Source organism: Acinetobacter sp. 479375, from assembly GCF_000581715.1.
GTDB lineage: Bacteria > Pseudomonadota > Gammaproteobacteria > Pseudomonadales > Moraxellaceae > Acinetobacter > Acinetobacter ursingii.
The window spans coordinates 15,289-42,269 of the sequence record NZ_JEZN01000007.1 but is presented as its reverse complement, the minus strand read 5'-3'; the positions used below and the strand labels follow the sequence as shown (position 1 = coordinate 42,269).

The following is a 26,981-nucleotide window of genomic DNA, read 5'->3' as shown; positions in this document are numbered from 1 at the left end:
GTCTAAAACTAGCGCTGGAAAAAATGATTTGAATTTTATGCGTCTATGTTTATTTGAATCAATTGATTCAAATAATGATGTAATCCCGCAATGTCATCAACAATAGTTAAGGGCTGATATTGTTGAAGCACGGTTATATCATGCACGCCATAGCTCACTCCTATACGCGGCATCTCTATATTCATCGCCATTTCAAGATCATAACTACTATCTCCGACCATAATCGCATGTTGCACATCTACGCCTGTAAACGCCAAAATCTCTTCAAGCATTAAGGGATGCGGTTTAGACATAGTTTCACTGGCTGCGCGGGTAATATCAAAGAGCTCATGACTCTGGGTCTGGGTGAGAACACGATCTAAGCCACGACGACTTTTACCCGTGGCAACCGCCAGTTTCATGCCCTGATCTCTTAAATCCTGCAAAAGTTCGGCTACGCCGTCAAACCATGCGTCATGCTTAGAATTTTGCACATAATGCTCGCCATAACTGACCAAGATATCCTGTTGCAAATGTGGAACTTGCGGAAACAAGGTTTGCATCACCTCAGGCAAACCCAGACCAATAATGCTTTGGGCAGCTTCGTCTGTTAAAGGTTGTTCATATTTTGCTGCGGCAAATTTAAGGCTTTCCACAATTTGTCCCACTGAATTAAATAGTGTGCCATCCCAGTCAAAGATAATCAGTTCTGGTCGATTCATTTTTGCGCTCTCAACTGTGCCACGACACTTTGAATATCTTCAGGCAATGGTGCTTCAATGACGGGATAATCAGGAATTTCCAGACGCATAGCATGCAAACATAAACGTCGCGCTTCTGGGCCCGTGTAAACCGTTTGATGCCCGTATTTATCATCACCCACCAATGGATGACCAATACTCAAACCATGTACCCGAATCTGATGGGTACGCCCAGATAAGGGCGAAGCATAAACCAAAGTGGCTTCCTTAAAGCGTTCTGCAATCACCCATTCGGTTTTACTCGGCTTGCCCTCTTTAGACACACGGACACGACGCTCGCCATTGGCCAGTTCATAACGTAACAATGGTGCATCGATCAGTTGCTTATCCAGACTGACCTGACCTTTCACTAAGGCGGCGTAAGTCTTACGAATTTTATGCTCGCGTAATAGATCCTGTAGATGTTTTAAAGTACTGCGTTTTTTGCTGATCATGACCAAACCTGAGGTATCTCGGTCAATCCGATGAATCAGTTCCAAGTACTTTTTATCTGTTGCGGCGCGCATTGCCTCAATCAAACCGTATGCAACACCGCTCCCGCCATGTACCGCGATTCCCGCTGGTTTATTCACGACCAATAAGCCTTCATCTTCATAGACCACACGCTTTAATAAGCTTTGTGCCACTTGATCACTCACAGGCGCAGCAGTTTCATCTTTGGGTTCATAACGAATCGGAGCCACACGAATTTGATCGCCAATATTGAGCTTGCTTTCCGCTTTTATTCGTTTTTTATTGACCCGCACTTGTCCTTCACGAATTAGCCGATAAATTCGACTTTTCGGCACACCTTTTAATCGGCTAAATAAAAAATTATCAATGCGCTGCCCTGCTTGATGCTCGTCCACGTCAAACCAAGTGACACTTTGCCATTGCTGTGTAGAATTCATACAGTATTTGAAACCCGATTATTTATTAAATTTGAGTGAAAAATAACCACTTAGACAGTTGATTTCACAAGAAACATCTATTTAGCCCATAGGCAGATGCTGCAAGGTTTGATATAGTCAGCGCACGGATACCGCCGTAAGTGAACCAAAACGAAAAATATTTCAATGTTTATGAAATTGATTTTCGTTCAAGATTTCATCAAAATCTCGGAAAGGTCCCAAAAGAATATGCCGACGCCGAAGGCTTATTATATCGGCAAAATGACAAACTGTTGCGTTTAATTATGCTTTTGCATATGCAGTTTGTTGAAAAATATATGTCGCCAACCGTTAATGTTGGTTATTAAACGTAAACTGATGCACATCAGACACGTTGCGTCATCATGACCTTTCAGGCTCAAGCGTTGATGCATTGGAACTGCCGAGCACCGATACGATGATCATTCCGTATCAAGACTTTACAAGATAAGTCTTCAAGCTCCGTGACAGTGAAAGTCATCATCCAATGCACCGCTCACTCGCCAGTGAAAAGTCAGGACTCGCCGTTAATCGAAACGGGATGAATACGCGACTGCTGACATCATCACCAGCATCATTCACCGAAGCTACACGTGAGATCAGGGAATTTAGCAGCCAGAGCAAAAAACTTTTGTGATCTGGGTTAAATAAGATGCATGATGACTGCCGACAGTTGTCCGCTTTATCGATGTTCGCATTTTGTCTGAGTGAGTCACTATTAGGTGTCACACCCATGAAACGTATGTTGATTAATGCAACCCATGCTGAAGAAGTACGCGTTGCACTTATCACTGGTAATCGTCTTTACGATTTTGACTTAGAAAATCGTACCCGCGAACAAAAAAAATCCAACATCTACAAAGGTCATGTGACTCGCGTAGAACCTTCTCTAGAAGCCGTATTTGTTGAATATGGTGCGCAGCGTCAGGGCTTTTTGTCCATGCGCGAAATCGCCAATACTTACTTTAAGGCTGACCCACGTCAAACTTCAAATATCCGCGAACTGATTACCGAAGGTACTGAGCTTTTGGTACAGGTGGAAAAAGAAGAGCGCGGCAATAAAGGTGCTGCGCTTTCCACCTTTATTTCACTTGCAGGTCGTTATCTGGTCCTCATGCCAAATAATCCTAAAGGTGGCGGTATTAGTCGTCAAATTTCGGGTTCAGTTCGTGAAGAATTGAAAGAAATGTTGGCATCACTCAATATTCCTCGTGGAATGAGCGTGATTGTACGTACTGCGGGGATTGGTCGTTCACAAGAAGAATTACAGCTTGACCTGCAACATTTGCTCGACTTATGGAATCAAATCCAAAACACAGCAAACTCGGGTCCATCTCCGATGTTGGTACATCAAGAAGCAGGTGTGGTGACTCGCGCGATTCGTGATTACCTGCGTGATGATGTTTCTGAAATCCTGATTGATAGCGAACAGGCCTATAACGAAGCTTATAACTTTGTAAAAGCAGTGATGCCGCGTCAATTAGACAAGCTAAAAACCTATACATTAAATGAGCCTTTGTTTGCTCACTTTGGTATTGAAAGTCAAATTCAAACCGCTTATGAACGTGAAGTGAAGCTTCCATCTGGTGGTTCAATTGTCATTGACCAGACTGAAGCGTTGGTTTCGATTGATATTAACTCGGCTAAATCAACACGTGGGCATGATGTTGAAGAAACTGCACTGAATACCAACCTTGAAGCGGCTGAAGAAATTGCACGTCAATTGCGTTTGCGTGATATTGGTGGTTTGGTGGTGATCGATTTCATCGACATGACCAAAGACCGCAACCAGCGTATGGTCGAAGCCAAATTGCGTGAAGCAACCCAAAGTGATCGTGCACGTATCCAGTTTGGTCAGCTTTCACGTTTTGGCTTGATGGAAATGAGCCGCCAGCGTTTACGTCCATCTTTAGAAGAAGCCACAGGTTATGTCTGCCCACGTTGTCATGGTACAGGCATGGTGCGTGATCTACGCTCTTTATCACTTTCGATTATGCGTAAAGTGGAAGAAATTGCACTACGTGAACGCCATGGTGAAGTACAGGTTGAAGTTCCTGTTGAAATTGCAGCATTTTTGCTGAATGAAAAACGCCATAGTCTGGTGTATTTAGAACAAACTTCAGGTGTTCGTGTCACCGTGTTGCCACACCCTCACTTGGAAACACCTCACTACGAAATTCAGTATAATCCTGAAGGTTTTGCACCTTCTAGCTATGAGCGTACTGAAGCGACACGTTCAAGTGAAAAGGAACTTGGCTACGAGTCATCTGAATGGCATCTGGAAGAAGCAGATCATAGTCATGCTGCTGCACCTGTTCAGTCTGAGCAAAATAAACGTAAAGCTACGGCTCAAACACCTGCGCCAACAGCACAAGCCACGGTTGCTCCTAAAGCTGCAAGCCCATGCGCATGGTTAGAAAATCTGTTTGTACAAAAACAGGCCCAAACCGTTGATCAGTCACGCTCTGCCCAAAATGCAGCATCAGCGATTGAGCAAATGGTGAATGGTGGTGCAGTTAGTCGTGGTCAATTTGGTCAGGTGAACGTTGCTAGTGTGACCGAAACCGTCACTGTTGCGGCATCTGGCAATAATGCGTATATGTCTCAAACGCCTGTAGCTAAACAGGAAGCACGTGACAATATCACTGAACGTGACGAGAAAAATAATCGTCCAAACAACAACAAAAAGCGTAAACACAAAGATCAGCGCGAACGTACCGAGCGTGAACAACCACAACAACGTGAGCCAAATCAAGAGCAACAACCTGCTCAAGTTCATGAAGAAGTGGTCCAACTGTCACGCCATGAGCAACGTGAACTCAAACGTCAGCAAAAGCGTCAGCAGCCACAAGAACAAAACCACACGCAAAATCAGGCGCAAACTGAAGTACATGCTGAAGAAGCCGTACCACGTCGTGACCGTAACAATCAGCAACGTCCAAATCGCCCACATCGCAACCGTGACCAAAGTGTATTAGACAATGCCCATCAAACGACCAATAAGCCTGTAGCCAATGATGCAAAACAGGTCACAGTCGATGTGGTTGATGCGCCACGTAATGAAATGATGACGACAGCACTGGTGATTAATGTCGATCAAGCGCAAAGCGAAATTGTGGCATTAAATCCACAAGTTGAACCAAAGGAATCACCAAAACAGGCTGAAAATCCTGTTGCAAATCCAGTTGAAGAAGCCGTTGTAACTGAAGCTCAACCTTCTGAAGCAGCGACTAAATCCACTGAAGTTGCGACCGAGCAAACTCGCTCACAAGTGAAACGTGCTAGCAATGATCCGCGTATGCGTCGTCGTCAGCAACGTGAAGCACAGCAATCTAAAGTAGCAGCACCAAAAGTACAGCCATCACAAATTCCTGAGTTGGCTAACTATACTTTGGGTAGCCTCATTCGCCATGTCTATGGTGAAGACTGTACCGTACTGATCGAACAGTTTGGACTTGTGCCAACGTTTAATCGTGCTTTGGTCAAGTTTACTGAGCAATATGCCAGTTCACAGGTCGCAGAAGCAAAAACGGTTGAGGAAGACAAAAAACCTGTAACACGTGATGCACAACTTCCAAGCAAGAAAGCGCTTGAAGAAAGTGAGGCAGCGGAGGTGTTACCATTAACGCCACCAGAGGCGCCTGCAACACGTGTAGCAAATGACCCTCGTGAACGTCGTCGTTTAGCAAAACTTGCCGCAGAACAAGCACATGAGCAAGCCAAACAAGCTCAAGCTGAGCCAAAAGCTGAAACGGTGAATGAACAAGACGCAGAAATCGAAGCCGTTGCTTTTGAAACCGTAGCGAGTGCCACTGATGTTTCTGAAACTGTCGCATCGCCTGAGCAACAGCCTGAAACAGCAACACCTGTTTCTAAGCAAAAAGTGACAGCACCGACAGAAACCGCACAGCCTGAAGTAAAAGCTGAATCAGAAAACGTTTCGAGCGCAGCTCAAACTCAACCTGTGCAAGCTGAATTAAATGAAGTAACGGCTTCAGAGCAAGCATCAGAAGTGAAAGCCAATGATGAAACAACTGAAAAATCAGCCACTCAAGAGACTGCTGCCGATGCGGATAAACCAAGTCGTCCGCGTCGTCCACGTGGTCGTCCACCGAAAAAGGCCAGCACAACTACGGAATAATTTGCACAATTGCATGTAAGTTATGAAAGCCTAGTCATTTCGGTGACTAGGTTTTTTTTGATACTTTATGTCAGATTAGGTTGATTGCACTAGTGCAAAACCTTTAAAACAACTTCTGCGTCATTTTAATGTCTACGTCGTCGTAGCCCGTAGTCATAAAACTGTATTGGATAGATCGAAAAATAATAGGATGTATATGAGCCAGACTGCACAACCCGATATCATTACGCTTGCTAATGTTGCTTCACGCCTCCCTGCTTTTTTGCCCAAAGTACCGCACATTCTTGCAGGTCTTAAGCAAGCCTATTTGCGTACTTCATCTACACCAGCAGGTTTGGGTATTGCCTTTGAAAAAGCAGTCAAACGTAATCCTCAAGGTGATGCTTTATTATTTGAAGATGAGCGCTACAGCTATCAAGATTTAAATGAATGGGCCAACCAGATTGCACACTATTATCTTTCGATAGGTGCGTGTAAGGGTGATGTTATTGCGGTGATGCTGGAAAATCGTTCCGAGCTGATCGCAACAGTTATTGGTCTAGCTAAAATTGGTGTCACCAGTGCCTTGGTCAATACCTCTCAAACAGGTAAGGTACTCACGCATAGTATCAATCTGGTCAATCCAATTGCGCTGATTTTGGGCGAGGAAGTTCAATCCTGTATTGATGACATTCGTGCCGATATCAAACTTGCTGAAGATCGCTTTCATTGGTTTGCAGATCAGGCCACACGTCAAAACGTGGGTTCTGCTCCAGCTGGTTATGTCAATCTGGCAGAAAAAATTGATCATTTTGCCAAATTCAATCCAGCGACCACTCATACTGTTCAGGGTAAGGATGGATTGTTTTATATCTATACCTCAGGCACTACAGGATTACCTAAAGCGGTGATTTTCACCCATAGTCGCTGGACACTGGCGTATGGAACCTATGGGCATATCCTTGATTTAAAAACTGATGATGTCATGTATGTTACCCTACCGCTTTATCATGCAACGGGTATTGTGGTGTGTTGGTGTGGCGTGATTGCGGGGAGTGCTACGCTTGCTATTCGTCGTAAATATTCGACCAGTGCCTTCTGGAAAGATGTACAAAAATTTAATGCCTCTGCGATTGGCTATGTGGGCGAGCTGTGCCGCTATCTTATGGATGCACCACCCTCAGAAATTGACCGTGCCCATCGTGTGACGAAAATGATTGGTAATGGCATGCGTCCTAATATCTGGGACAAATTCAAACAACGTTTTGGAGTAAAAGAAGTCCTAGAGCTCTATGCGTCGAGTGAAGGCAATGTCGGTTTTAGCAATATTTTCAACTTTGACAATACTGTTGGCTTCTCTCCGACTCCTTATGCAATTGTGCAATATGACAAAGAAAAAGGGGAAGCCATTCGCGATCAAAAAGGTCACTGTATCAAAGTTGAAACAGGCGATGTGGGACTGCTCATTGGTAAAATTACTCGTCGCTCCCCCTTCGATGGTTACACCGATCCTGAGAAAAATAAGTCTGTGATCTTAAAAGATGTGTTTAAAAAAGGTGACTCTTACTTTAATACTGGGGACTTGGTCCGTGACATTGGCTTTCGCCATGCACAGTTTGTCGATCGTCTGGGTGATACTTTCCGCTGGAAAGGTGAAAACGTATCGACCACTGAAGTAGAAAATATGATTTGCGACTATGACAAAATCGCAGAAGCAGTGGTCTATGGCGTTGAAATTCCAAATACCAATGGTCGAGCAGGTATGGCGGCTATCACACTGAGCGATGGCGCAGAATTAAATGAGCAGGATTTGACCGAAATGGTCAATCAGTTCAAAAAGAATTTGCCAGCCTATGCTATCCCTGTATTTTTACGTGTTCAAGCAGTGGTCGAAACCACTGGAACCTTTAAATATCAGAAAAATAAACTCAAGGAACAGGCATTTGATCCGAGTCAAACCGATGAGCGTTTACTGGTACTGTTACCAAATGCAGAAGCCTATTGTGATGTAACTGCTGAGATTTTTGAGAACATTCAGGCGTATAAATACCGTTTCTAGCATATTTTTTGACTAAACAAGAGAAAATCGTGCTTTTTATAAACAGTTATTCGATTGTTTTTCAATTTTCTCTTGTGTTAGTTGAAGATCTTGCTAAAATACGCTCCATCAAAACGATACAGTGTTAGAAAGTTTACTTTCCTCTGAATCCAGTCGAGTTTGAACAATTTTTGAAATTAATTTTTCTTTTTGCGTTCGGGTAAATCCTTAAAGCAATATTTTAAGTTTACTTATCCTCACTCAGGGTCGTTAGCTCAGTTGGTAGAGCAGCGGACTTTTAATCCGTTGGTCCCGCGTTCGAGTCGCGGACGACCCACCATTGATTGTTTTGATACTCCTAGCATGGCTTAAATGCTTGCTCAGGGTCGTTAGCTCAGTTGGTAGAGCAGCGGACTTTTAATCCGTTGGTCCCGCGTTCGAGTCGCGGACGACCCACCAGATTCTAAAAAGCCTCAACACATCATATTGAGGCTTTTTTTATGGATACTTTATTTTCTCAGCATGAATATTTCATGACATTCAATACGATTTAAAATCTAAATATTCGATTAATTTTATAAAAAATAACTGTTTTTACGATTTACATAAATGCGTTATCTTGGTTCTCACATTAAGAGCTTTCTCATACCATTAAGAGGATCAAGACAATGAGTTTAATCAATACTGAAATCGAACCCTTTCAAGCTACTGCTTACCAAAATGGTCAATTTATTGATATTTCTGACGCTGATCTAAAAGGAAAATGGTCTGTAGTATTTTTCTACCCTGCTGACTTTACCTTTGTATGCCCCACTGAACTTGAAGACCTTGCCGATCAATATGCAGAATTTCAGAAGCTAGGTGTCGAGATCTACTCTGTTTCTACAGATACTCACTTCACGCATAAAGCATGGCATGATACATCAGATGCGATTGGTAAAATCCAGTACGCTATGATTGGCGATCCGACTTGGACCATTTCTAAAAACTTTGAAGTGCTGATTGAAGCTGAAGGTCTGGCTGATCGAGGAACCTTTGTAATTGATCCAGAAGGTAAAATCCAAATCGTAGAGATCAATGCCGGGGGTATTGGTCGTGATGCTCAGGAATTACTACGCAAAGTCAAAGCAGCCGTTTATGTCTATAATCACCCGGGTGAAGTCTGCCCTGCCAAGTGGAAAGAAGGTGATGCAACGCTTGCGCCATCCATTGATCTGGTGGGTAAAATCTAAACCTGAGCCATCACATCACTGAATAGAGCTCGATCATTTTGTAGACCACGTCCTAACATGGAGGTGGTCTTGTTTTAAGACTCTAAGCAACACTGCTGTTTCAACACAGGAATCAGCCAACTCATAAATACATCCAGACGGCGCGGTATATACTGCCGATTAGGATACAGCACATTTAAAGGTAAGGCAGGACAGGTGTAATCACTTAAAATTTCTATCAATCTGCCCTGTTCCAGATCCTGACGCACATCATAATAAGGAATTTGAATAATTCCGAGTCCAGAACGTGCTGCCTGAATATAAGCCTCAGTATTATTGACACTTAATTGAGCCATTAATTTGACCCGCTCTTGCCCGTAAAAGAAGACACCCTGTTGCTCACCTACGCCACTTGGGTAATTAATCATAATATGATTTTGTAAATCCTCTAATGTTTGCGGAACACCACAGCGCTGTAAATAAATTGGACTGGCACAATTCACCATCGCTAATAACCCGACAGACTTGGCAATCAGACTGCTATTTTCAAGTGCTCCGACACGCACCACACAATCAACTTCTTGTTCGACCAGATTGGTTAAATGATCTGAACTATGCAGTTGAATTTTGATATCAGGATATTGTTGAAAAAAATCAGGCAATGCAGACACCACAATTTGATGCGAAATACGACTGGGCATATCCACTTTTAAAATCCCCTGATAATCCTGATGATGAGTCTGAATCATCTGTCCAAGCAGTTGATAATCCATGAGAAGATTTTGACAATCGGGCAAAATTCGTTTTCCATCCTGAGTCAGGCTCACCCGTCGTGTGGTTCGTTGAAACAATCGGACTTTGTAAAATGACTCCAGACTTTGAATGGCTGAAGTCACCGTAGATCGGGGTAAGTCCAACCGTAATGCTGCCTCACTAAAACTTTCCCTTTTGGCAACTTCTACAAAGATTTCAAATTGCTGTAAACGATCCATCTGATTGTTCGTGATTTCTGAATAGTGAAACTAAATTAGCATAATTGATGGTTACATGATTCAGAACTAGACTAATAAATATCCAAAAATAGTTCCATTAAAGGAAAGAACATCATGGCGGCACAAACGTTAAAAGATAAAGTGGTTTTAATTACAGGCGGTGCGAAAAATTTAGGCGGATTAATCTCGCGTAAATTTGCGGAACAAGGGGCCAAACTGGCCATTCATTACAACAGTGAATCGAGCAAAGCTGATGCAGAAAAAACCTTGGCTGAGGTGAAAGCTTTAGGTATCGATGCAATTCTGCTACAAGCAGATCTCAGTTCAATTGATCGGATTGAGGAACTTTTTGTCAAAACTAAACAACATTTTGGTGGAATAGATATTGCCATTAATACTGTAGGCCGAGTTCTTAAAAAACCGATTGTGGATACCACCGAAGCTGAATTCGATTCGATGAGCGACATCAACTCCAAAATTGCCTATTTCTTTATTCAATCGGCAGGTCGTCATCTCAATGATGGTGGCAAAATTTGTACCATTGTGACCTCATTACTCGCAGCATATACAGGGCTTTATTCGACGTATGAGGGCTTAAAAGCACCAGTTGAACATTATACTCGCGCTGCATCTAAAGAGTTTGGTGAACGCGGTATTTCAGTGACTGCGGTGGCACCAGGTCCAATGGATACGCCATTTTTCTATGGTCAGGAAGCACCAGAAGCAGTGGCTTATCATAAATCAGCTTCTGCGCTTGGCGGGCTTACCAAAATTGAAGATATCGAACCTTTAGTACGTTTTCTGGTGACAGAAGGCTGGTGGATTACAGGTCAAACGATTTTTGCCAACGGTGGTTATACCACACGTTAATCAAACTATCTTTTATAGGCTGAGGGTCCTCTTTCCTCAGCTTTTTTTTATGGTTGTAGGGCGATGCGATAGCTTTTTTTTATGGTTGTAGGGCGATGCGATTCTGTTGGTTATGCACAACGTTAAAATGATAAGTAGTTTGCAACATATTCAATGTTCTGGATAAGTCCTGAGTAGAATACGCACCAGAAACCAGAATTTTTTCCAGACTAGGGTCAATATCAATTTGTTGTTGATGATAGCGGGATAACTCAGTGATAAATTGTTTTAACGACATACTATGTACCACCAAAAGCTGTTGTCGCCAGAGTAGTGGCATATCACTATAATTTTCATGGTAGATCTGTTGTGCATCAAATCTCACGGTATGCTGTGCAGCAATATCCTGATAATCGGTAGCATAACGTGGTTGGGTACGCACAATACCCTGTTTGACGATCAGTTCAGTTTGGGTTGTTAAATGGCGCACATTAAACACCGTTCCCAGTGCCAGTAAATCTTCATCTGCGGTATGTACCGTAAATGGGCGCTGCTGAATATCCTGATGTGTTTCAATATAAATTTCACCACGAGCAAGCTCAATACGGCGTTGCTTGGTATTGTATTTGACCCGAATCTTGCTATTACTATTTAACCAAAGTTGGCTGCCATCGGCCAAAGTTAGTTGTTGTTGCTCCCCGATATGTGTTTTATAAATATCAACGGGGTCAAAACTCAACATCTCAGGTAAATAATCTTGCTGACGAATTCCCTGCACCGCATAAAGCGCAATGCATAGCGCAAACAAAATGAGGCTAAATTTAGTCGCAATTTGCGGTTTTGGCTTGAGTTGCTGCATGGTTTGAGCCATGACCGTCTTGGGAACTCGACCCAATTTTTCATCAAACATGATGACATTTGCCCAGACCTCTTGATGCAATACATCAGCAGCTAGCCATTGATCAAAACATGTTTTTTGCTTTGCATCAAAAGCCTGTTCCTGCATCTGCATATACCATTCAGCAGCTTCACGATAGGCACGCTGTCTAGCACGATCTATTTTAGTCTTTAAAGGGATATTCATATAACAGCCAAAATATTAAAACTGGCATCATTCCATCGCCATAAAGCAAGCTGCCATGGCATGGGTTAAATCACGCTTAATCGTTGAAATTGAGATATCAAGTTGTTGTGCAATTTGGGCATAATTTAAACCCTGTAATTGTGACAGCATAAACACCTGCTTCTGCCGTTCTGGTAGTGCGTCGATAATGTCACATAACTCACATAAGGTTTCGATCCATAACATCTGCTCTTCTAGAGAAATGCTATGTTCAGGATAAGCGTCGGCTAAAGCACTCAAATAGGCTTGTTCAATTTTTTTGCGTCGATACAAATTAAACATCAAGCTTTTGGCAATAGTCGTCAGTAACGCCCGTGGTTCATAATAATAATAGTCAGCATAACGGCTCATAATTTTGACAAAAGTATCCTGAGTCAAATCGGCTGCATCACAGTGATTACTCATTTTTTTACACAGCCAAGCATATAACCATGATTGATGTTCGCGATATAAACCATCAATGTGTTGATTGACTTGTTGTTTTGTCAAAATCTGATCGGAAAGCATCTTGCTAAACCAAAGAGAAAATAATAATAATTATCGATACTATGTGACGTTTTGTAAATAACTTAATCTTTATAATTTTTAAAACTATAAATTTCATACAGTTAATCAAAATAAAAAATAAATAACCAATCTATGAGCTGTTTTTGATTCTCAGGTGATAAGGCTATAAGCAGAACATCTTTTGATCACAGACAATTTTTATGGGGAATCTTCATGTCAGCAGCATCTACTACACTTTTTCGATTTAAAAGTCCTTTAACCATCGCTATCCATTCGATCATGTTAGGCACCTTGTTCAGTAGTTTTTCAACAATCTCTTTAGCCGCAGAAACAGCTCCTGTTTTATCTAAGACTCAGTCTGTTCAAATTCGCGCAGGCAATCTAGATCAAGCTCTGGCACTATTTGCAGGCCAAACCAATTCAGAACTTTCTTATGATCCAATATTGGTCGCAGGTAAAAAGACACAAGGTTTAAATGGCCAATATACATTTGAACAAGGGATTACCCGATTATTGAAAGGAACAGGCTTAACTTTAGTGAAGCGTCAGGATGGGACATGGGGCATCATTAATTCTAAAACTCAGCCGCGTGAAGTTGGTCAGTTACAGTCAATTCATTCAACTGCAACACAGCAAGGTCAGACATCTAATTCTGCACAGCTTCCACTGATAACAGTGACAGCAGACAATCCAACTTATACCTCGCGTAAATCTACCAGTGCAACCAAGCTCAATCTATCCCAGAAAGAAACGCCTCAATCTATTTCAGTCATTACCAGTCAGCAGATAGAAGACCAACATCTGACTTCACTTGAAGATGTCATGGATCAAACGCCAGGTATTTCAGCCTTCAAACAAGGACAACGCGCCGCAGGCTATCGTACCTTTAGTGCTCGTGGTTTTTCCATTTCAAACTATTTACGCGATGGTATTCCCACGTCTTATGGGGCAACTTATGGCAAGGATATTGCCGCATTAGAAAATTCGGCAATTTATGAAAAAATTGAAGTCATTCGTGGTTCAACAGGATTAACCACTGGCTCAGGAAATCCAGCCGCCAGTATTAACTTAGTCCGAAAAAGACCAACTGATGATCTAAAAGGCTCTGTCCAAGTTTCAGCAGGTTTGTGGAACAATTATAGCAGCACAGTAGACGTATCAGGCCCACTTGATCAAACAGGCGATCTTAAAGGAAGAATGGTCATGTCCGCTCAGGAGGGAGACAACTGGCAAGATCGCTATGATTTTTCCGACAAACTCATATACGGTGCATTGGATTATGATGTCAGCGATAAAACGGTACTGACCAGTGCGTTGACTTATGAAAAAACACGTGCCAATGACGCAACAGCACAAGGATTCCCTTTTTATACCCGAACCCAGACGGGTGTAATTAATTCAGTACAGACCATCTTTGACCGAAAGGATAATCCTGCAACAGATTTCGCCTATTCAGATACGGAGCGTCTAAATATACTGGCAGGTGTCGAACACCAGTTTAATGACAACTGGAAAGGCGTTGCAAACTATAGCTACTCTGACTCGGAAATGGATCGTGTGGTGGGTGTGGCAGGTTCGACTTTCTTTGATCCAGACAAGGATCGAATGTCTATTGTGTATGGTCGTATTTATACTGCCCCTAAAGTCCATTCTTTAGACTTGTATACAACTGGGAAATTTACAGCATTCGACCATGAGCATACGCTTTCATTTGGTGTAAATGGCTACACCCTCACCGATAAAAATTTATTTAAACTGGCTCGTAATGGCGTTGCATCTATTTCAAACTGGAATGGACAACCGATTAGTTATGGAGATATTCCATCCAAAGACTTGGCAACGGATGTTGACTCAAAACAACTGGGGATTTTTGGCGCAGCAAATCTGCAACTGCTTGATCCGCTAAAATTAGTTTTAGGTAGCCGTTTGAGTTATTGGGAACGTGACAATGGCCCAGAGAACAAACAAAAAGAAAATGGTGTGTTCACACCTTATGCAGGTTTAATCTACGACATTAATCATTATTTATCTGCGTATGCCAGTTACACTTCGATTTTTAACCCATCATCACGTAAAGATATTGACAATAATTACCTCGATCCAGAAGAAGGAAATACCTCTGAATTTGGTTTAAAATCTGAATTTTACGATGGTCTACTGAATACCAGTCTTGCTTATTTTATGTCGAAAATGGATACCTCGGTGGTTGGTGGTACTCAAGCAGATGGCTCGACTTATTATGTTCAAGCCAACGACACGAAAACCAAAGGCTGGGAATTAACCGTTGCAGGTGAAATCTTACCAAACTGGAATATTCAGGCAGGCTATACTTATACGGATGCCAAAGACAATAATGGTATTCGCTTAAATGCAGCAGAAATTCCTAAACAATTATTCAAATTATTTACCAGTTATAAAATCAATCAATTAACGCTTGGTGCTGGTGTGAATTGGCAAAGTGAAATATACAGTCAAGTGGCAAATCTAAAGCCTTTGCAGCTACAGGAAGATCGACAAAAATCCTATGCACTGGTGAATGCGATGGCAAAATATCAAATTAATAAAGATATGGACGTTCGTATCAATTTGACCAATCTATTTGATGAAGAATATAAACAAAGCGTTTATAACGTCTATGGTGATCCAAGAAACTTTACCGCAACATTCACCTATAAATTCTAAATAATCAAAATGAGAGCGCCCCAAATCAGAATGAATGACACTGATTTAGGGACGCTCTTTATTTTCAGGATTTGTGTTTTTTATTGCAAGATTACAAAAAAGCATCAAGTACCGAATTTAAAAACAAATGTCCCTGTTCCGTACAGGCAATACGTTCAGAATCAGCGACGAGTAATTTTTTCTGACGTAAACCATTTAGGGCAGGTTCTATTTCAGACAGGGATAAACCGGTACGCTGTTCATAAAAATAGGTTGGCACACCCTCATTTAAACGTAAGGCGTTCATCATAAATTCAAAGGGTAATTCATCCGCTTCAATCTTTTTCATCTGGAGATGATCAGCAGGGATTTTGGCTAGATAATCTTTCGGTAAGCGTGTTTTCTGAAAACGATAAATCCCATCTGCTTGGGTAACTTTGCCATGCGCTCCCGCCCCGATCGCCAGATAATCGCCAAACTGCCAATAATTTAAATTATGGGCAGAGGGTCGCTCTTTACGCCATGCCGAAACTTCATAATTGATAAAGCCCTGTGCTTTTAAATATTGCTCACCTTGTAATTGGATCTGTTCAAGGATTTCATCCTGTGGCAAGACAGGTTGCGTTCTGAAAAATACGGTATTCGGTTCAATCGTGAGTTGATACCAACTGATATGCGTTGCGCCATTTTCAACCGCGAGTTTTAAATCAAGTAAGGCTTGCTCTAAAGTTTGTTCAGGTAAGCCATGCATTAAATCAACATTAACACGCTCAAAACCTGCCTGTTTTGCCAGTTTGATCGCCTCAATCGCATTGGCTGAACTATGAATACGTCCCAATCGTTGTAAATGCTCCTGATTGAAACTTTGCACCCCAATTGACAAGCGATTAATCCCAGATTTTAAATAATCGGCAAAAGGATCATATTCCACTGTGCCCGGATTAGCTTCCAAGGTAATTTCACAGCCCTGTTCAAACTCAAGCAAAGATCGTAATTGTGTAAATAACCATTGATAACCTTGTGCCGAAATCAGCGAAGGCGTCCCCCCGCCGATAAACACACTGTGAATTTTACGTCCTTGAGCAAAATCAAGCTGTGTCTGAAAATCGGCCACCAATGCATTTAAATATTGTTGTTCAAGTTCCAATGACAATGCACCGTTGGGTACAGCATGCGAATTGAAGTCACAGTAAGGACATTTACGCACACACCACGGCATATGAATATATAAAGAAAGTGGAATTTGGGTAGGATCAAGTAAACCAGTCAAGAACAACGCTCAGGCAATACAACTGCATTAGTGTAACATGACTACCGCAATTCGTTGTGCCGAAGCGCGTTGAATTGCTTTAGACTGAAGTGAAATGAAGAATAATGACATGGAAAAACAATGCTCAAAATCAGTTCACAGTTGCTATTCTTTTTACCTCTAGCGCTTGGGATTGGCGTTGCGATGGCGATTCAAACGGCATTAAATACGCAGTTACGTAGTTATCTCCACTCCCCTTTACAAGCTGCTTTTTTATCTTTTTTAGTCGGTACAATTTTATTGGCGCTGATGGTTTTATTACAAAATCAGCCTAAACCTTCATTGCAACAATTCAGCCAAATCCCGTGGTTTTTGTGGCTTTGTGGGTTTTTTGGGGGTTTTGCGATTAGCCTGAGCATTTATACTGCTCCCAAATTGGGTTTTCTCACATTATCTGGATTGATTATTTTTGGCCAACTGGCAATGTCATTATTGTTAGATCATTTTGGCTGGCTCGGGACAGAGAAAATGCCTGTCAATTGGCAACGCCTACTTGGGGCGATCATCATTTTCGTTGGGGTCATGTTGACCTTACAGCGATAATTTTCTTTTATAGATGAGTATTTTTTGTGTCAAATGTCGCGGGATTCCGCTTTGAACTAAAACAACTGTTTCACTTAATGTGGCCGATTCTGATCACACAATTTGCACAAGCAGGATTAGGTCTGATCGATACCATTATGGCAGGACATTTATCTGCCAATGATTTGGCTGCGATTGCGGTCGGTGTCGGTTTGTGGATGCCAGTCATGTTGCTGTTTAGTGCGATCATGATTGCCACTACCCCACTGGTTGCTGAAGCCAAAGGGGCAAGAACGCCAGAAAATATTCCTGTGATTGTCAGGCAGTCTTTGTGGGTCGCGTTTATTCTGGGCATCATCGCGATGCTGATTTTACAGATCATGCCATTTTTGTTGCCATTGCTCGGTGTGCCAGAAAGCTTGCAAGCGAAAGCAGGATTGTTTTTACACGCGATTGGTTTTGGTATGCCTGCGGTGACGATGTATGCCGCATTACGTGGCTATTCCGAAGCCTTAGGTTATCCTCGCCCTGTGACGGTAATTAGCCTATTGGCGCTCGTGGTGTTGGTTCCACTCAATTATCTGTTTATGTATGGCATTGGCCCAATACCTCATCTAGGTAGTGCGGGCTGTGGTTTTGCAACAGCAACCCTACAGTGGCTCATGTTGATCACCTTAGCCAATTATATTTATCGTGCCAAAGCTTATCGATCAACTCAAGTATTTTCACATTGGGAAAAAATCAATCCTGTTTTAGTGAAACGAATTTTAAAACTGGGGCTTCCTATTGGATTGGCTGTATTTTTTGAAGTCAGCATTTTTAGTACAGGTGCGATTGTTTTAAGTCCACTCGGCGATACGTTGGTTGCTGCACATCAAATCGCGATGTCAGTCACCTCTCAGTTGTTTATGATTCCAATGTCACTCGCAATTGCACTGACCATTCGGGTGGGTATGTATTATGGGGAAAAAAACTGGGTGGCCATGCGTCATGTACAAAAACTGGGTTTAGCAACTGCGACTTTTTTTGCGATTTGTACCATGAGTTTAATCTGGTTTGCCCGTCCACAAATTGTGGCGATTTATACTCAGGATCCTGCGGTATTTAACGTGGCTTTATATTTGTTATTGTTTGCAATGGCATATCAATTGATGGATGCATGGCAAGTAGGTGCGGCAGGCTGTCTGCGTGGTATGCAAGATACCAAAGGCCCGATGTGGATTACGCTGATTGCTTATTGGGTGATTGCATTTCCAGTCGGGATCTATCTGGCACGGGTTGCAAAGATGGGGCCTGCTGGAGTTTGGCTCGGACTTATTATTGGTCTCAGCATTGCTTGCGTTCTACTTTTGGCGCGGTTGTATAGCAATAATCGTAAACTTGCGGCACAACCATAGACTTGTTTCATGTTCCTTTTCTTTTACCTATATGAGAAAAATAAATAGGATTTGAACAAACATGAAAGAAATCTGATCATCCAATATGTTTGATTTAAAAGAAAATGCCAATCGGATTTGATTGGCATTTTTATTACCTATTTTTTTATCAGGCTGACTTGGCTTTCGGACTGGCACCAATTTGCCAGACAAAAGGAAGTTCGGTTTGATTCACCACCCAGTCACCAATGACTTTTTCTTTATAAATAAGTGGATTATGCGAAGATACTGTTCGTGCATTTCGCCAGAAACGATCCAGTTGCTTAGTAGTGCTGCTCGCAGATGCACTGAGCGCGTTAAACAGTCTACTGGTCAGATCCAGCACCAAATCTGCAATGACCACTTGCCCTTGTGCAGACTCCAGTTCAGCATCAATGTTGGCCAGACGTTCTTTCTCATCAGATTCGGCAAAATGACTGAGATAAGCCTGTTGTAATGCTTCGGCTGTAGCTTGCGTAATTGCTTCACTGGCAAAAGCCTGTGCAGATGCTTTTCCAATCACTTGAAGTACTTGTGGATCGTGTCGTGCCAGATCAGTATTGGCATGACTAAAAATACGTTTACGCTCACGAACTTCCTCACTAAAGGTTTCCACCGCAGCCTGAGCAATCCCAGACAATGTTGCCAAATGCACCACCTGATAAAAAGCGGTCTGATATTTAAACCGCTGATCAAAGGGAATAATATGCGCAGCAGGCAGTTCTACTTGTTCCAAATGGAGTGTTCCACTTCCTGTGGTTTTTTGACCGAAACCATCCCAATCATCATCAACCTGAACTCCTGAAGCATGCCGATCAATTGCGGCAATCACATGCTGCTGACTGACTTCATCATAGGCAAATAAATCAATCCAGTCTGCAAAAATACTGCCTGTTGAATAATATTTTTCTCCATTGACCAGCAGCTTACCTGTTGCTTCATCTTGCGTAATTCTCGTATTTACATCGCCAATCTGGACAGAACCCACTTCTGTCCATGCATTGCCAAAAATATCACCCGATACAAACCGTTCAAACCAGTCATTTTGTGGCTGCGTGCTATGCGCAACTAAACGATCTTCTACAAAAGCAAAGTGTCCACGTAATGCCTGTACGATATTAGAATCGGCTTGAGCTAATTCAGTCAATAATTGAAAAAGCTGTGGCAATGACACACCAGCCCCGCCATAGGCAACAGGAACACGTAATGCACCGAAACCCGCCTGTTTTAACCATTGAATTTGCTCATAAGGCAATTGACGGCGTTGTTCACGTTCTAAGGCACCTGCTTCAATTTTGTTAAAAATAGGGCGGTACTTCGCAGCGACCGCCTCATAATCTGCGCCCAAAGAAAGCTGATCTTTAATTTGCTCAAACTGACTCATCTTTTTATCCTCATTTTGTTTTTTGTTATAGACTTCTTTCATAAGTCCTTTTCATTTCTGCCTTTAGGAGAAAAATAAAGAGGGTATAAACAATGATGAAAGAAGTCCTATGTTCAAGTCCTTAACTCCACGCATGACGCGGAGGCTGAACACCGTTTAGGTAATAATTTCCAACAATGTGATATTTCCAGCGCACAGGATCATGTAGCGTATGGGTACGTGCATTACGCCAATGTCGATCCAGATTGAGCTCAGACAAAGTCGAGCGCGTGCCTGACAATTCAAATAGCTTATTCGCTGCGAGTATTGCCACTTCAGTGGTCAACACTTTTGCTTCTGCAACCAGTAAAGTCGCCTGAGAAACATGCTGTTCTGTCGGCTCATCAATCGCCAGATCAATCTGGTCGGCAGCCAAATCCAATACCGCTTCTGCTGCACGAAGTTTAATTTTTAAGTCACCAATACTGGCAATGGTGTAGGGATCATCGGTCGCACGTTCAAGACCTGAATCAATCCACGGACGACTGTATTTTTTTACGTATTGAATGGTTTCTTCAATCGCACCACGCGCAATCCCCGCATCTACCGCCGCCTGTATGAACTGGGAAATCGCGCCTGCTGCGGTCGGTCGTTCAAAGGCTTGATAAATCGGAACGACATATTCCTCACGTACAGGAACTTTTTTCAATTCAACACTACCACTGGCAGTGGTGCGTTGCCCAAATCCAGACCAGTCATTAATAACATTCACCCCTTCGGTTTCACGTGGCACTAAAGCAGCAAAAGGCTGACCTGATTCATTAATCGCTACAATTGGAATCCAGTGCGCTAACAATGCGCCTGTGGCAAAAAACTTTTGTCCATTGACTTCATATCCTGTTGCGGTTTTATGAATGGTGGTGGTCAAATCTGCGACCGTTTTACTGCCTTTTTCTGAAAAAGCATTACCAAAACGAATACCCTTGAGCACCAGATCAAAGAAAAAACGTTGTTGCTCCAAGCTGGCATCCAGACGTAAATGCTCTAAAAATGCCCAGTGGTTTTGTGGTAATTGTCCCAGTGAAGAATCGACACTAGAAATGGTTTTGACCACTTCCGCCAAAGTACGATATTTAACTTGTGCGCCACCAAATGCTTTAGGAATGGTAATTCCCCATAAACCACTTTGTGAATATTGCTGGATTTCATTGATAGGCAAACGGCGTTCTTGATCACGCAAGGAAGCTTCTTTGGCAAATTCGTGAGCCAATTGCTTGGCAACCTGAATTGCTTCGGCATCGTTTTGAATAATATGTGCATTTTGTGATTGTTCAAACACCTGTAATGGCACAGAATTTGCTCGATGAGCATAAGAAGTATGGGAAGAAACCGCTGTATTTAGTTGGCTCATAGTGGAAAATCTCTTCAGTGTTTTTTAGGCTATGCAAATCAACATAGCACCAAAAAAATGAAGCTGTTATAGTGATTAACGCATTGTTTATGAAATGGTTTTTGTAATACTTTGCATAAAAAATGCAATATATTTAAACCCTTGTTTTTAGAATTGATTCTAGTTTATTAACAATTTGAAGTAGGCAATTTGGACTTTGTCACCTATGATCAAGACTGAATCCAGCGCGGATAAAAGGTAAAATAGAGATGGCTAAAAATACGAGTTCTCCAGGTCGACGTTTTATGAAACTTGCGGGAATGACTGCCAGTATCGCGACTAAAACAGTCTCAAGCTCGATTCGAAATTTAACCGCGGATGATGAACAAAAACTTGCGGCGAAAACCAAACTTTTTCAGGATATTGGCGTTCAAATTGCAGATACTTTGGGCGAAATGAAAGGTGCGGTCATGAAAGTTGGACAAATCGCCTCACAATACAAAGACATTTTTCCACCAGAAGTCGCCAAAGCCATTGCCAAACTGCAACGCCAAGCACCTGCTGTTCCATTTAGCGCAATTCAGCAACAAGTTGAAAAAGAATTAGGACAACCTTTACTGACCATTTTTCAATCTTTTGAACAACAACCCTTTGCCGCTGCATCTATTGGACAGGTTCATCGTGCTGTTCTGCCCAATGGACAAGAGGTAGTAGTCAAAGTGCAATATCCGGGCGTAGATGAAGCTTGTGAAAGTGACCTCAAACAGGTTCGTTTGGCTTTACGCTTGATGGGTGTGATCAAGATTGATAAGAAACTTCAGGATAAACTTTTTGCAGAAATTCAGGACAGTCTGTCTGATGAATTAAATTATGAAATTGAAGCGCAAAACCTTGAGGTTTTTAAAACGTTCCATGAACAACTAGATGATAAAATCATTATTCCAACGGTATATAAAAACTATTCTTCACGTCGTATTTTAACTTTAAGTCTGGAGCGTGGAGAGTCGATTGAAACCGCCAGTACATGGCCTATCGAAATTCGTAATGAAATTGGTCGTCGTCTAATACGCGCCTTAGGTCAGGAAATCTTTTATTTAAAACGCTTCCATTGTGATCCACATCCGGGAAATTTTGCATTTCGTGAAGATGGCAGTGTGATTATTTATGACTTTGGCGGTGTAAAAACCTTAGATATTGAAATTATTGAACATTTTAAACATTTGGTACAAGCAGCACGCCAACAAGATGTTGCAGCAATCGAAAATCATCTGGATGCTTTACATTCGCTTTCAGAGAAAGGATTATTCCCCCAAGCGCTTTATTTAGAATGGCTAGAAGTCCTGTTACGCCCTCTCACAACCCAATATGATTTTGCTCAGAATTCTGCGCATCATGATGGCGTTATTTTAGTGAAAAAATCCTTGAAATACTGGGATGTATTTAAGCCATCACCTGATACGCTGATGGTGAATCGAACCATTTCAGGACATTATTGGAATCTTATCCATTTAAAAGTCGATGATAACCTGAATGATTTATTTGAAGAACTTGTTCCAAACTAATCGCGGGCATTGAACTTTTAGCGAAGTTCGTCCTTATTTGACTTATTAAATGAAATATTATAACATAACTAAAAATAACTCAATTGGAGGGTTTCCCATGCGTAACGGTATACATCCTGACTATCAACAAGTGCTCTTTCATGACACCAATGCAGATGCCTATTTTGTGATTGGTAGCACTATCCAAACCAAGCAAACGCGTGAATATGAAGGTAAGACTTATCCCTATGTGACTTTGGATATTTCTAGTGCATCTCATCCGTTTTATACAGGTGAAGTCCGTCAAGCCAGTAACGAAGGTCGTGTCGCAAGCTTTAACAAACGTTTTTCACGTTTTAAGCGTTAATCTTGCCTTAAGTTTTTAGTTTTATACTGAATCCTATTCGAAGCCTAAGCAACTATCTCCTCCACTTAGGCTTCTTTTTTTGGCCAAAATTCGGCCTTGTGTATAAACATGAAGTTATCCACAGTTGTCCCTGCTCTTGTTGGTAAAAGTAATTGCAACTAAGTTTTCTTTAGCTTATTTGCTCAAATGAATGCTGAAACCCATAAATTCAATGCTATGCTTCGTGATACTTTTGACTTGTCATTGAATCACGGAAAATCATGGTACACGAACTCTTGCAACAGCTTCAAAATGGTGAAGCCAAATTTGCTGATGTTTTGGCGCATATCGAAGCACGTTTTGAACATCACCCAACAGCATTTAAAAACGGTCAACAACACAATGCTGCCACTGAAAATCAAGGCAGTGCTAAAGTATTTTCTTTTGCTCAAATTGAAGGTCTGGATCAAGCACAAACTTTAAGTCTGTTTGCAGAACATTATGCTTCTGTGCTTGCAACACCAGAAAGTACAGATCATCAAAATATTCGTCAGTTTATGCAACATGGCTGGGATGGTGTGACTTTTGAAGGTCAGGCACTCACTGCAAAATAAAATAATAAAGTCATAAAAAAACCCAGACATCCTGTCTGGGTTTTTTCGCATTTCCGTTTTAGGGTTAACTCCTGTCATCCCTCACGATCCTGATGATTGACTAATTGTTGTTGTTTTACGTCTTCAAACATCCTGTTCTGTATGAGTTCATCATAGGAAAATTGGATTGTGATGACTATGGGCAATTTTCCTGAATTGATGTAAGCCAGAACTTACATGCTATCTCGTTTAAGGTCATTTTTTGAGATCAATAGATGCGGATATTAAAGAACTAAATAGCTCTAGAATCTCATTATAAACTTTAATGTTTAGAATAAATTCAAGATTTTCATCGCATTCTATAATTTTGGCTATATATCTTGTTTCTATTCAGATTTCCTAAAATTTCACAACTCCCCCACATCAATCAGTTTATTTCTAACCATGATTCAAGATGAATCAATCATTGACCTAGATCATTCCATGCAAAAATCATATTAAACACTTTCTATCTGTTTTACACGATGCACAATAGAATGTTCTTCATGCTGCACAATCTGATGCCCAACTTGATGATAGCCACGATTAAAATACACCAAACTTTGAGTCTGCTGACTTTGTTGAATCGCCACAATACGACACATCAAAATCGTATGGGTTCCAACGTCCTGAACCTGATCAATTTCACAATCAAAATTCACTAAAGCATCTTCTAAAACTGGCGCACCTGTTGCGAGTTCCGTCCAGAATCCATGTTCAAATCTTTGTTCAGGACTGAATTTTGACGAAAATGCTTGAGAAATATGCTGATGATCTGCGCCTAATACATTCACCGTTAAAATTTTATTTTCTAAAAAATGTGCATGGGAACTTGATGCTTTATTCATACAAACTAACAATGTCGGTGGCGTATCCGTCACACTGCATACCGCAGAGGCAGTAAAGCCATAACGACCAGACGCGCCTGCTGTGGTTACCACACTGACCGCACTGCTTAATAAAGACATTGCATTTCGAAAGTCTGACGCTTCAATCATCATTTTATTCCTCAATCAGCTCAATCGTTTGATCACCCATAGCATCAAACGATTGAGCTTAGATCTGACTATACCGAGTATTACCCGTTTGCGAGTTCTTTTCGGATAATTTCTGCACCTGCGCTGAGTGCTTGTAACTTGCCTCGTGCCACATCACGAGAAAGTGGCGTCATACCACAGTTAGTCGATGGATACAGTTTGTCTGCATCCACAAATTGCAGTGCCTTGCGCAAGGTATCAGCGACTTCTTCAGGCGTTTCAATGCTATTGGTGGCAACATCAATCGCGCCGACCATGACTTTTTTGCCACGAATCAACTCGATCAAATCCATCGGTACACGGGAGTTGTGACATTCCAGTGAGATAATATCAATCTTCGATTGTTGTAACTTAGGAAAAGCTTCTTCGTACTGTCGCCATTCTGAACCCAGTGTTTTTTTCCAATCGGTATTGGCTTTAATACCATAGCCATAGCAAATATGCACAGCCGTTTCACACTTCAGACCTTCAAGCGCACGTTCAAGCGTTGCCACACCCCAATCATTGACTTCATCAAAGAATACATTAAACGCAGGCTCATCAAACTGGATGATATCGACACCTGCCGCCTCTAATTCCAAAGCTTCCTGATTCAAAATTTTGGCGAATTCCCAAGCCAATTTTTCACGACTTTTATAGTGCGCATCATACAACGTATCAATCATGGTCATTGGACCAGGTAATGCCCATTTAATCGGTTGAGTCGTTTGCTGACGTAAAAACTTGGCATCTTCTACAAATACGGGTTTTTGACGCGATACTGCACCGACAACGGTCGGTACGCTGGCATCATAACGATTACGAATTCGAACCGTTTCACGTTTTTCAAAGTCAACGCCATCCAGATGTTCAATGAATGTGGTGACAAAATGTTGGCGAGTTTGTTCACCATCACTCACGATATCAATGCCCGCCAATAGCTGCTAGTGTAGCGATAAACTTAAAGCATCACGCTTGCCTTGTACCAGCTCATCACCTTGTAATTTCCACGGTGACCAGAGTTTTTCAGGTTCTGCAATCCATGATGGTTTTGGTAGGCTACCCGCAGTTGAGGTTGGTAATAATCGTTTCATCTTCAATAATCTTCTATATTTAGTTACACAGCAGCGGTTTTATTCGGGTGACTTCTATCCAAACTTTTATCCGAATTGTTTTTATCGGAGTAATTGGCAGCCCATCGTTCAAGAATATTCTGGTAAGGCTTAATAAAGTTTTCCTCAGTCCATTTACCTTGTTTTACTGCTAATTGACCACGTTCCACACGATCATAGACGATGCGTGTTAATGAATAATCTGGATATTCCAGACTTGCTTGATAGACTTGTGCCGCTGATGAGTTTGCATTGTAAATTTCAGGGCGATAAATCTTTTGGAAAGTTTCCATGGTACTAATTGCACTAATCAATTCAAAATCAGTGTAATCACGCAGTAAATCACCTGCAAAATAGAAGGCTAAAGGTGCAACGCTCCCTTTTGGCATAAAGAAGCGAACCTGTAAGCCCATTTTATGGAAATACTCATCAGTCCGTGAGTATTGGTCTTGTTTGTATTCAACGCCTAAAATAGGATGTTCATTGCTCGTGCGATGATACGTTCTCGCGGTCGAAACACTCAGACAAATCACAGGTTGTTGATTAAACTCTGCCTTAAAGGTGTCAGAATTTACAAGATATTGATACAGCTTGCCATGTAAATCACCAAAGTTTTCAGGTGCATAAGATGTTGAGTTTTCTTTATTATGTTCTTTAAGCACTACGCTGAAATCGTAGTCACGAACATATGATGAAAAGCTATTTCCAATCATTCCTTCAATACGCTGATTGGTTTTATGATCAATAATTGTACTTTTCAGCATTTCAATGATTGGGAAGCTTGTACCATTCCCTTCAATATCCAAATCGGCAGAAATAATATCGATTTCAAGTGAGTAACGATCACCATTGGGATTGTCTGATTGTGCTAAGGCATTGAAACGATTATTAATCATGCGGAGGGTATTGCGCAGATTCTGCTCACGGCTTTCACCACGTGCCAAATTGGCGAAATTAGTTGTAAGACGTGTACTATCTGCGGGTTGATAGTTTTCATCAAAACGAATACGTTTAATTGAACATGCAAACTCTTTACTCATGGCAAAATCTACTCCCCTAAATTCTATAGGGTCATTTATACCTAAAGACAAACATGAATAAAAACGATTTTGTTTCATTAAAAGATGAACCAAATTCATGTTTAGAAATTTAGCTCAATAGAAGATGGATAATGCCAGTCATGTCT

General features: G+C 41.6%; 20 protein-coding genes, 2 tRNA genes and 1 pseudogene. 12 read left to right on the top strand and 11 right to left on the bottom strand.

Translation table 11 applies throughout. The features are described 5' to 3' along the window. Positions 1-35 precede the first annotated feature (35 nt). Together J500_RS07875 and J500_RS07870 are read right to left on the bottom strand one after the other, a co-directional pair. On the bottom strand, positions 36-701 hold the full coding sequence (locus J500_RS07875) for an HAD-IA family hydrolase (protein WP_004994085.1): 666 nt from the start codon (positions 699-701) through the stop codon (positions 36-38). Beyond that, entirely contained in the window at positions 698-1,630 is a 933-nt protein-coding gene (locus J500_RS07870) for an RluA family pseudouridine synthase (protein ID WP_004994086.1), read from the bottom strand. Before J500_RS07870 ends, J500_RS07875 begins: the two co-directional genes overlap by 4 nt. A gap of 751 nt (positions 1,631-2,381) precedes the next feature. On the opposite strand from J500_RS07870, the gene J500_RS07855 reads away from it, so the two are divergent. From J500_RS07855 to ahpC, 5 genes are all read left to right on the top strand, one after another. Further along, entirely contained in the window at positions 2,382-5,789 is a 3,408-nt protein-coding gene (locus J500_RS07855; RefSeq protein ID WP_004994089.1) for an Rne/Rng family ribonuclease, read from the top strand. Positions 5,790-5,985: 196 nt separating this feature from the next. Beyond that, a complete protein-coding gene (locus J500_RS07850) occupies positions 5,986-7,827 on the top strand; it encodes a long-chain-acyl-CoA synthetase (protein ID WP_004994090.1) in 1,842 nt (613 codons plus the stop codon). 243 nt (positions 7,828-8,070) lie between these two features. Further along, a tRNA-Lys gene (locus tag J500_RS07845) sits at positions 8,071-8,146 on the top strand. 43 nt (positions 8,147-8,189) lie between these two features. Continuing rightward, positions 8,190-8,265 (top strand) — tRNA-Lys (locus J500_RS07840). Positions 8,266-8,474: 209 nt separating this feature from the next. Then, positions 8,475-9,038, top strand: coding sequence for an alkyl hydroperoxide reductase subunit C (ahpC, locus tag J500_RS07835; protein ID WP_034699006.1), 564 nt, complete (start codon positions 8,475-8,477; stop codon positions 9,036-9,038). 74 nt (positions 9,039-9,112) lie between these two features. Here the strand turns inward: ahpC and J500_RS07830 are convergent, their stop codons facing one another. Continuing rightward, a complete protein-coding gene (locus tag J500_RS07830; protein ID WP_004994094.1) occupies positions 9,113-10,009 on the bottom strand; it encodes a LysR family transcriptional regulator in 897 nt (298 codons plus the stop codon). Between the two features lie 114 nt (positions 10,010-10,123). On the opposite strand from J500_RS07830, the gene J500_RS07825 reads away from it, so the two are divergent. Beyond that, positions 10,124-10,879, top strand: a complete 756-nt coding sequence (locus tag J500_RS07825) for an SDR family oxidoreductase (RefSeq protein WP_004991488.1) — start codon at positions 10,124-10,126, stop codon at positions 10,877-10,879. A 79-nt stretch (positions 10,880-10,958) separates the two neighbouring features. Here J500_RS07825 and J500_RS07820 read toward each other — a convergent pair whose 3' ends face one another. Together J500_RS07820 and J500_RS07815 are read right to left on the bottom strand one after the other, a co-directional pair. Further along, positions 10,959-11,942, bottom strand: coding sequence for a FecR family protein (locus tag J500_RS07820; RefSeq protein ID WP_004994099.1), 984 nt, complete (start codon positions 11,940-11,942; stop codon positions 10,959-10,961). Between the two features lie 27 nt (positions 11,943-11,969). Next, positions 11,970-12,488, bottom strand: coding sequence for a sigma-70 family RNA polymerase sigma factor (locus J500_RS07815; protein WP_004991490.1), 519 nt, complete (start codon positions 12,486-12,488; stop codon positions 11,970-11,972). Positions 12,489-12,701: 213 nt separating this feature from the next. Between J500_RS07815 and J500_RS07810 the strand changes: the two genes are divergently transcribed. After that, a complete protein-coding gene (locus J500_RS07810) occupies positions 12,702-15,170 on the top strand; it encodes a TonB-dependent siderophore receptor (protein ID WP_004994101.1) in 2,469 nt (822 codons plus the stop codon). A gap of 91 nt (positions 15,171-15,261) precedes the next feature. Here the strand turns inward: J500_RS07810 and hemW are convergent, their stop codons facing one another. Continuing rightward, positions 15,262-16,419 (bottom strand): radical SAM family heme chaperone HemW, encoded by a 1,158-nt coding sequence (gene hemW / locus J500_RS07805; RefSeq protein ID WP_004994104.1) that lies wholly within the window; start codon positions 16,417-16,419, stop codon positions 15,262-15,264. A 120-nt stretch (positions 16,420-16,539) separates the two neighbouring features. Between hemW and J500_RS07800 the strand changes: the two genes are divergently transcribed. Then, on the top strand, positions 16,540-17,001 hold the full coding sequence (locus J500_RS07800) for a DMT family transporter (protein ID WP_034699003.1): 462 nt from the start codon (positions 16,540-16,542) through the stop codon (positions 16,999-17,001). A gap of 26 nt (positions 17,002-17,027) precedes the next feature. Continuing rightward, on the top strand, positions 17,028-18,377 hold the full coding sequence (locus J500_RS07795) for an MATE family efflux transporter (RefSeq protein ID WP_004994107.1): 1,350 nt from the start codon (positions 17,028-17,030) through the stop codon (positions 18,375-18,377). A 148-nt stretch (positions 18,378-18,525) separates the two neighbouring features. Here J500_RS07795 and J500_RS07790 read toward each other — a convergent pair whose 3' ends face one another. Both J500_RS07790 and J500_RS07785 read right to left on the bottom strand, forming a co-directional pair. Beyond that, positions 18,526-19,779, bottom strand: coding sequence for an acyl-CoA dehydrogenase family protein (locus J500_RS07790; RefSeq protein ID WP_004994108.1), 1,254 nt, complete (start codon positions 19,777-19,779; stop codon positions 18,526-18,528). 121 nt (positions 19,780-19,900) lie between these two features. Then, positions 19,901-21,169, bottom strand: a complete 1,269-nt coding sequence (locus tag J500_RS07785; protein ID WP_004994111.1) for an SfnB family sulfur acquisition oxidoreductase — start codon at positions 21,167-21,169, stop codon at positions 19,901-19,903. Between the two features lie 248 nt (positions 21,170-21,417). On the opposite strand from J500_RS07785, the gene J500_RS07780 reads away from it, so the two are divergent. The 3 genes from J500_RS07780 (at position 21,418) to J500_RS07770 (ending at position 23,649) form a co-directional block, all read left to right on the top strand. Then, positions 21,418-22,710, top strand: coding sequence for an ABC1 kinase family protein (locus J500_RS07780; protein WP_004994113.1), 1,293 nt, complete (start codon positions 21,418-21,420; stop codon positions 22,708-22,710). A gap of 97 nt (positions 22,711-22,807) precedes the next feature. After that, the gene (locus tag J500_RS07775; protein ID WP_004991503.1) at positions 22,808-23,056 is read left to right on the top strand and encodes a type B 50S ribosomal protein L31; all 249 of its coding nucleotides are present in this window, start codon (positions 22,808-22,810) and stop codon (positions 23,054-23,056) included. 260 nt (positions 23,057-23,316) lie between these two features. Then, positions 23,317-23,649, top strand: coding sequence for a HopJ type III effector protein (locus tag J500_RS07770; protein WP_004994116.1), 333 nt, complete (start codon positions 23,317-23,319; stop codon positions 23,647-23,649). A 476-nt stretch (positions 23,650-24,125) separates the two neighbouring features. On the opposite strand, the gene J500_RS07765 is transcribed toward J500_RS07770, so the two are convergent. From J500_RS07765 to J500_RS07755, 3 genes and pseudogenes are all read right to left on the bottom strand, one after another. After that, positions 24,126-24,665, bottom strand: coding sequence for a flavin reductase (locus J500_RS07765; protein ID WP_034699120.1), 540 nt, complete (start codon positions 24,663-24,665; stop codon positions 24,126-24,128). Positions 24,666-24,745: 80 nt separating this feature from the next. After that, positions 24,746-25,777: pseudogene (locus tag J500_RS07760) on the bottom strand (methionine synthase). A 23-nt stretch (positions 25,778-25,800) separates the two neighbouring features. Beyond that, the gene (locus tag J500_RS07755; RefSeq protein ID WP_004994120.1) at positions 25,801-26,835 is read right to left on the bottom strand and encodes a DUF1852 domain-containing protein; all 1,035 of its coding nucleotides are present in this window, start codon (positions 26,833-26,835) and stop codon (positions 25,801-25,803) included. Positions 26,836-26,981 lie beyond the last annotated feature (146 nt).

What these genes read in the sequence shown, in the direction of transcription:
- J500_RS07800 (WP_034699003.1), top strand. Translation starts at nt 16,540, where the DNA reads ATGCTCAAAATCAGTTCACAGTTGCTATTCTTTTTACCTCTAGCGCTT.
- J500_RS07790 (WP_004994108.1), bottom strand. Translation starts at nt 19,779, where the DNA reads ATGAGTCAGTTTGAGCAAATTAAAGATCAGCTTTCTTTGGGCGCAGAT.
- J500_RS07825 (WP_004991488.1), top strand. Translation starts at nt 10,124, where the DNA reads ATGGCGGCACAAACGTTAAAAGATAAAGTGGTTTTAATTACAGGCGGT.
- J500_RS07770 (WP_004994116.1), top strand. Translation starts at nt 23,317, where the DNA reads ATGGTACACGAACTCTTGCAACAGCTTCAAAATGGTGAAGCCAAATTT.
- J500_RS07875 (WP_004994085.1), bottom strand. Translation starts at nt 701, where the DNA reads ATGAATCGACCAGAACTGATTATCTTTGACTGGGATGGCACACTATTT.
- J500_RS07855 (WP_004994089.1), top strand. Translation starts at nt 2,382, where the DNA reads ATGAAACGTATGTTGATTAATGCAACCCATGCTGAAGAAGTACGCGTT.
- J500_RS07755 (WP_004994120.1), bottom strand. Translation starts at nt 26,835, where the DNA reads ATGAGTAAAGAGTTTGCATGTTCAATTAAACGTATTCGTTTTGATGAA.
- ahpC (WP_034699006.1), top strand. Translation starts at nt 8,475, where the DNA reads ATGAGTTTAATCAATACTGAAATCGAACCCTTTCAAGCTACTGCTTAC.
- J500_RS07830 (WP_004994094.1), bottom strand. Translation starts at nt 10,009, where the DNA reads ATGGATCGTTTACAGCAATTTGAAATCTTTGTAGAAGTTGCCAAAAGG.
- J500_RS07850 (WP_004994090.1), top strand. Translation starts at nt 5,986, where the DNA reads ATGAGCCAGACTGCACAACCCGATATCATTACGCTTGCTAATGTTGCT.
- J500_RS07780 (WP_004994113.1), top strand. Translation starts at nt 21,418, where the DNA reads ATGGCTAAAAATACGAGTTCTCCAGGTCGACGTTTTATGAAACTTGCG.
- J500_RS07820 (WP_004994099.1), bottom strand. Translation starts at nt 11,942, where the DNA reads ATGAATATCCCTTTAAAGACTAAAATAGATCGTGCTAGACAGCGTGCC.
- J500_RS07870 (WP_004994086.1), bottom strand. Translation starts at nt 1,630, where the DNA reads ATGAATTCTACACAGCAATGGCAAAGTGTCACTTGGTTTGACGTGGAC.
- J500_RS07775 (WP_004991503.1), top strand. Translation starts at nt 22,808, where the DNA reads ATGCGTAACGGTATACATCCTGACTATCAACAAGTGCTCTTTCATGAC.
- J500_RS07765 (WP_034699120.1), bottom strand. Translation starts at nt 24,665, where the DNA reads ATGATTGAAGCGTCAGACTTTCGAAATGCAATGTCTTTATTAAGCAGT.
- J500_RS07810 (WP_004994101.1), top strand. Translation starts at nt 12,702, where the DNA reads ATGTCAGCAGCATCTACTACACTTTTTCGATTTAAAAGTCCTTTAACC.
- J500_RS07785 (WP_004994111.1), bottom strand. Translation starts at nt 21,169, where the DNA reads ATGAGCCAACTAAATACAGCGGTTTCTTCCCATACTTCTTATGCTCAT.
- J500_RS07815 (WP_004991490.1), bottom strand. Translation starts at nt 12,488, where the DNA reads ATGCTTTCCGATCAGATTTTGACAAAACAACAAGTCAATCAACACATT.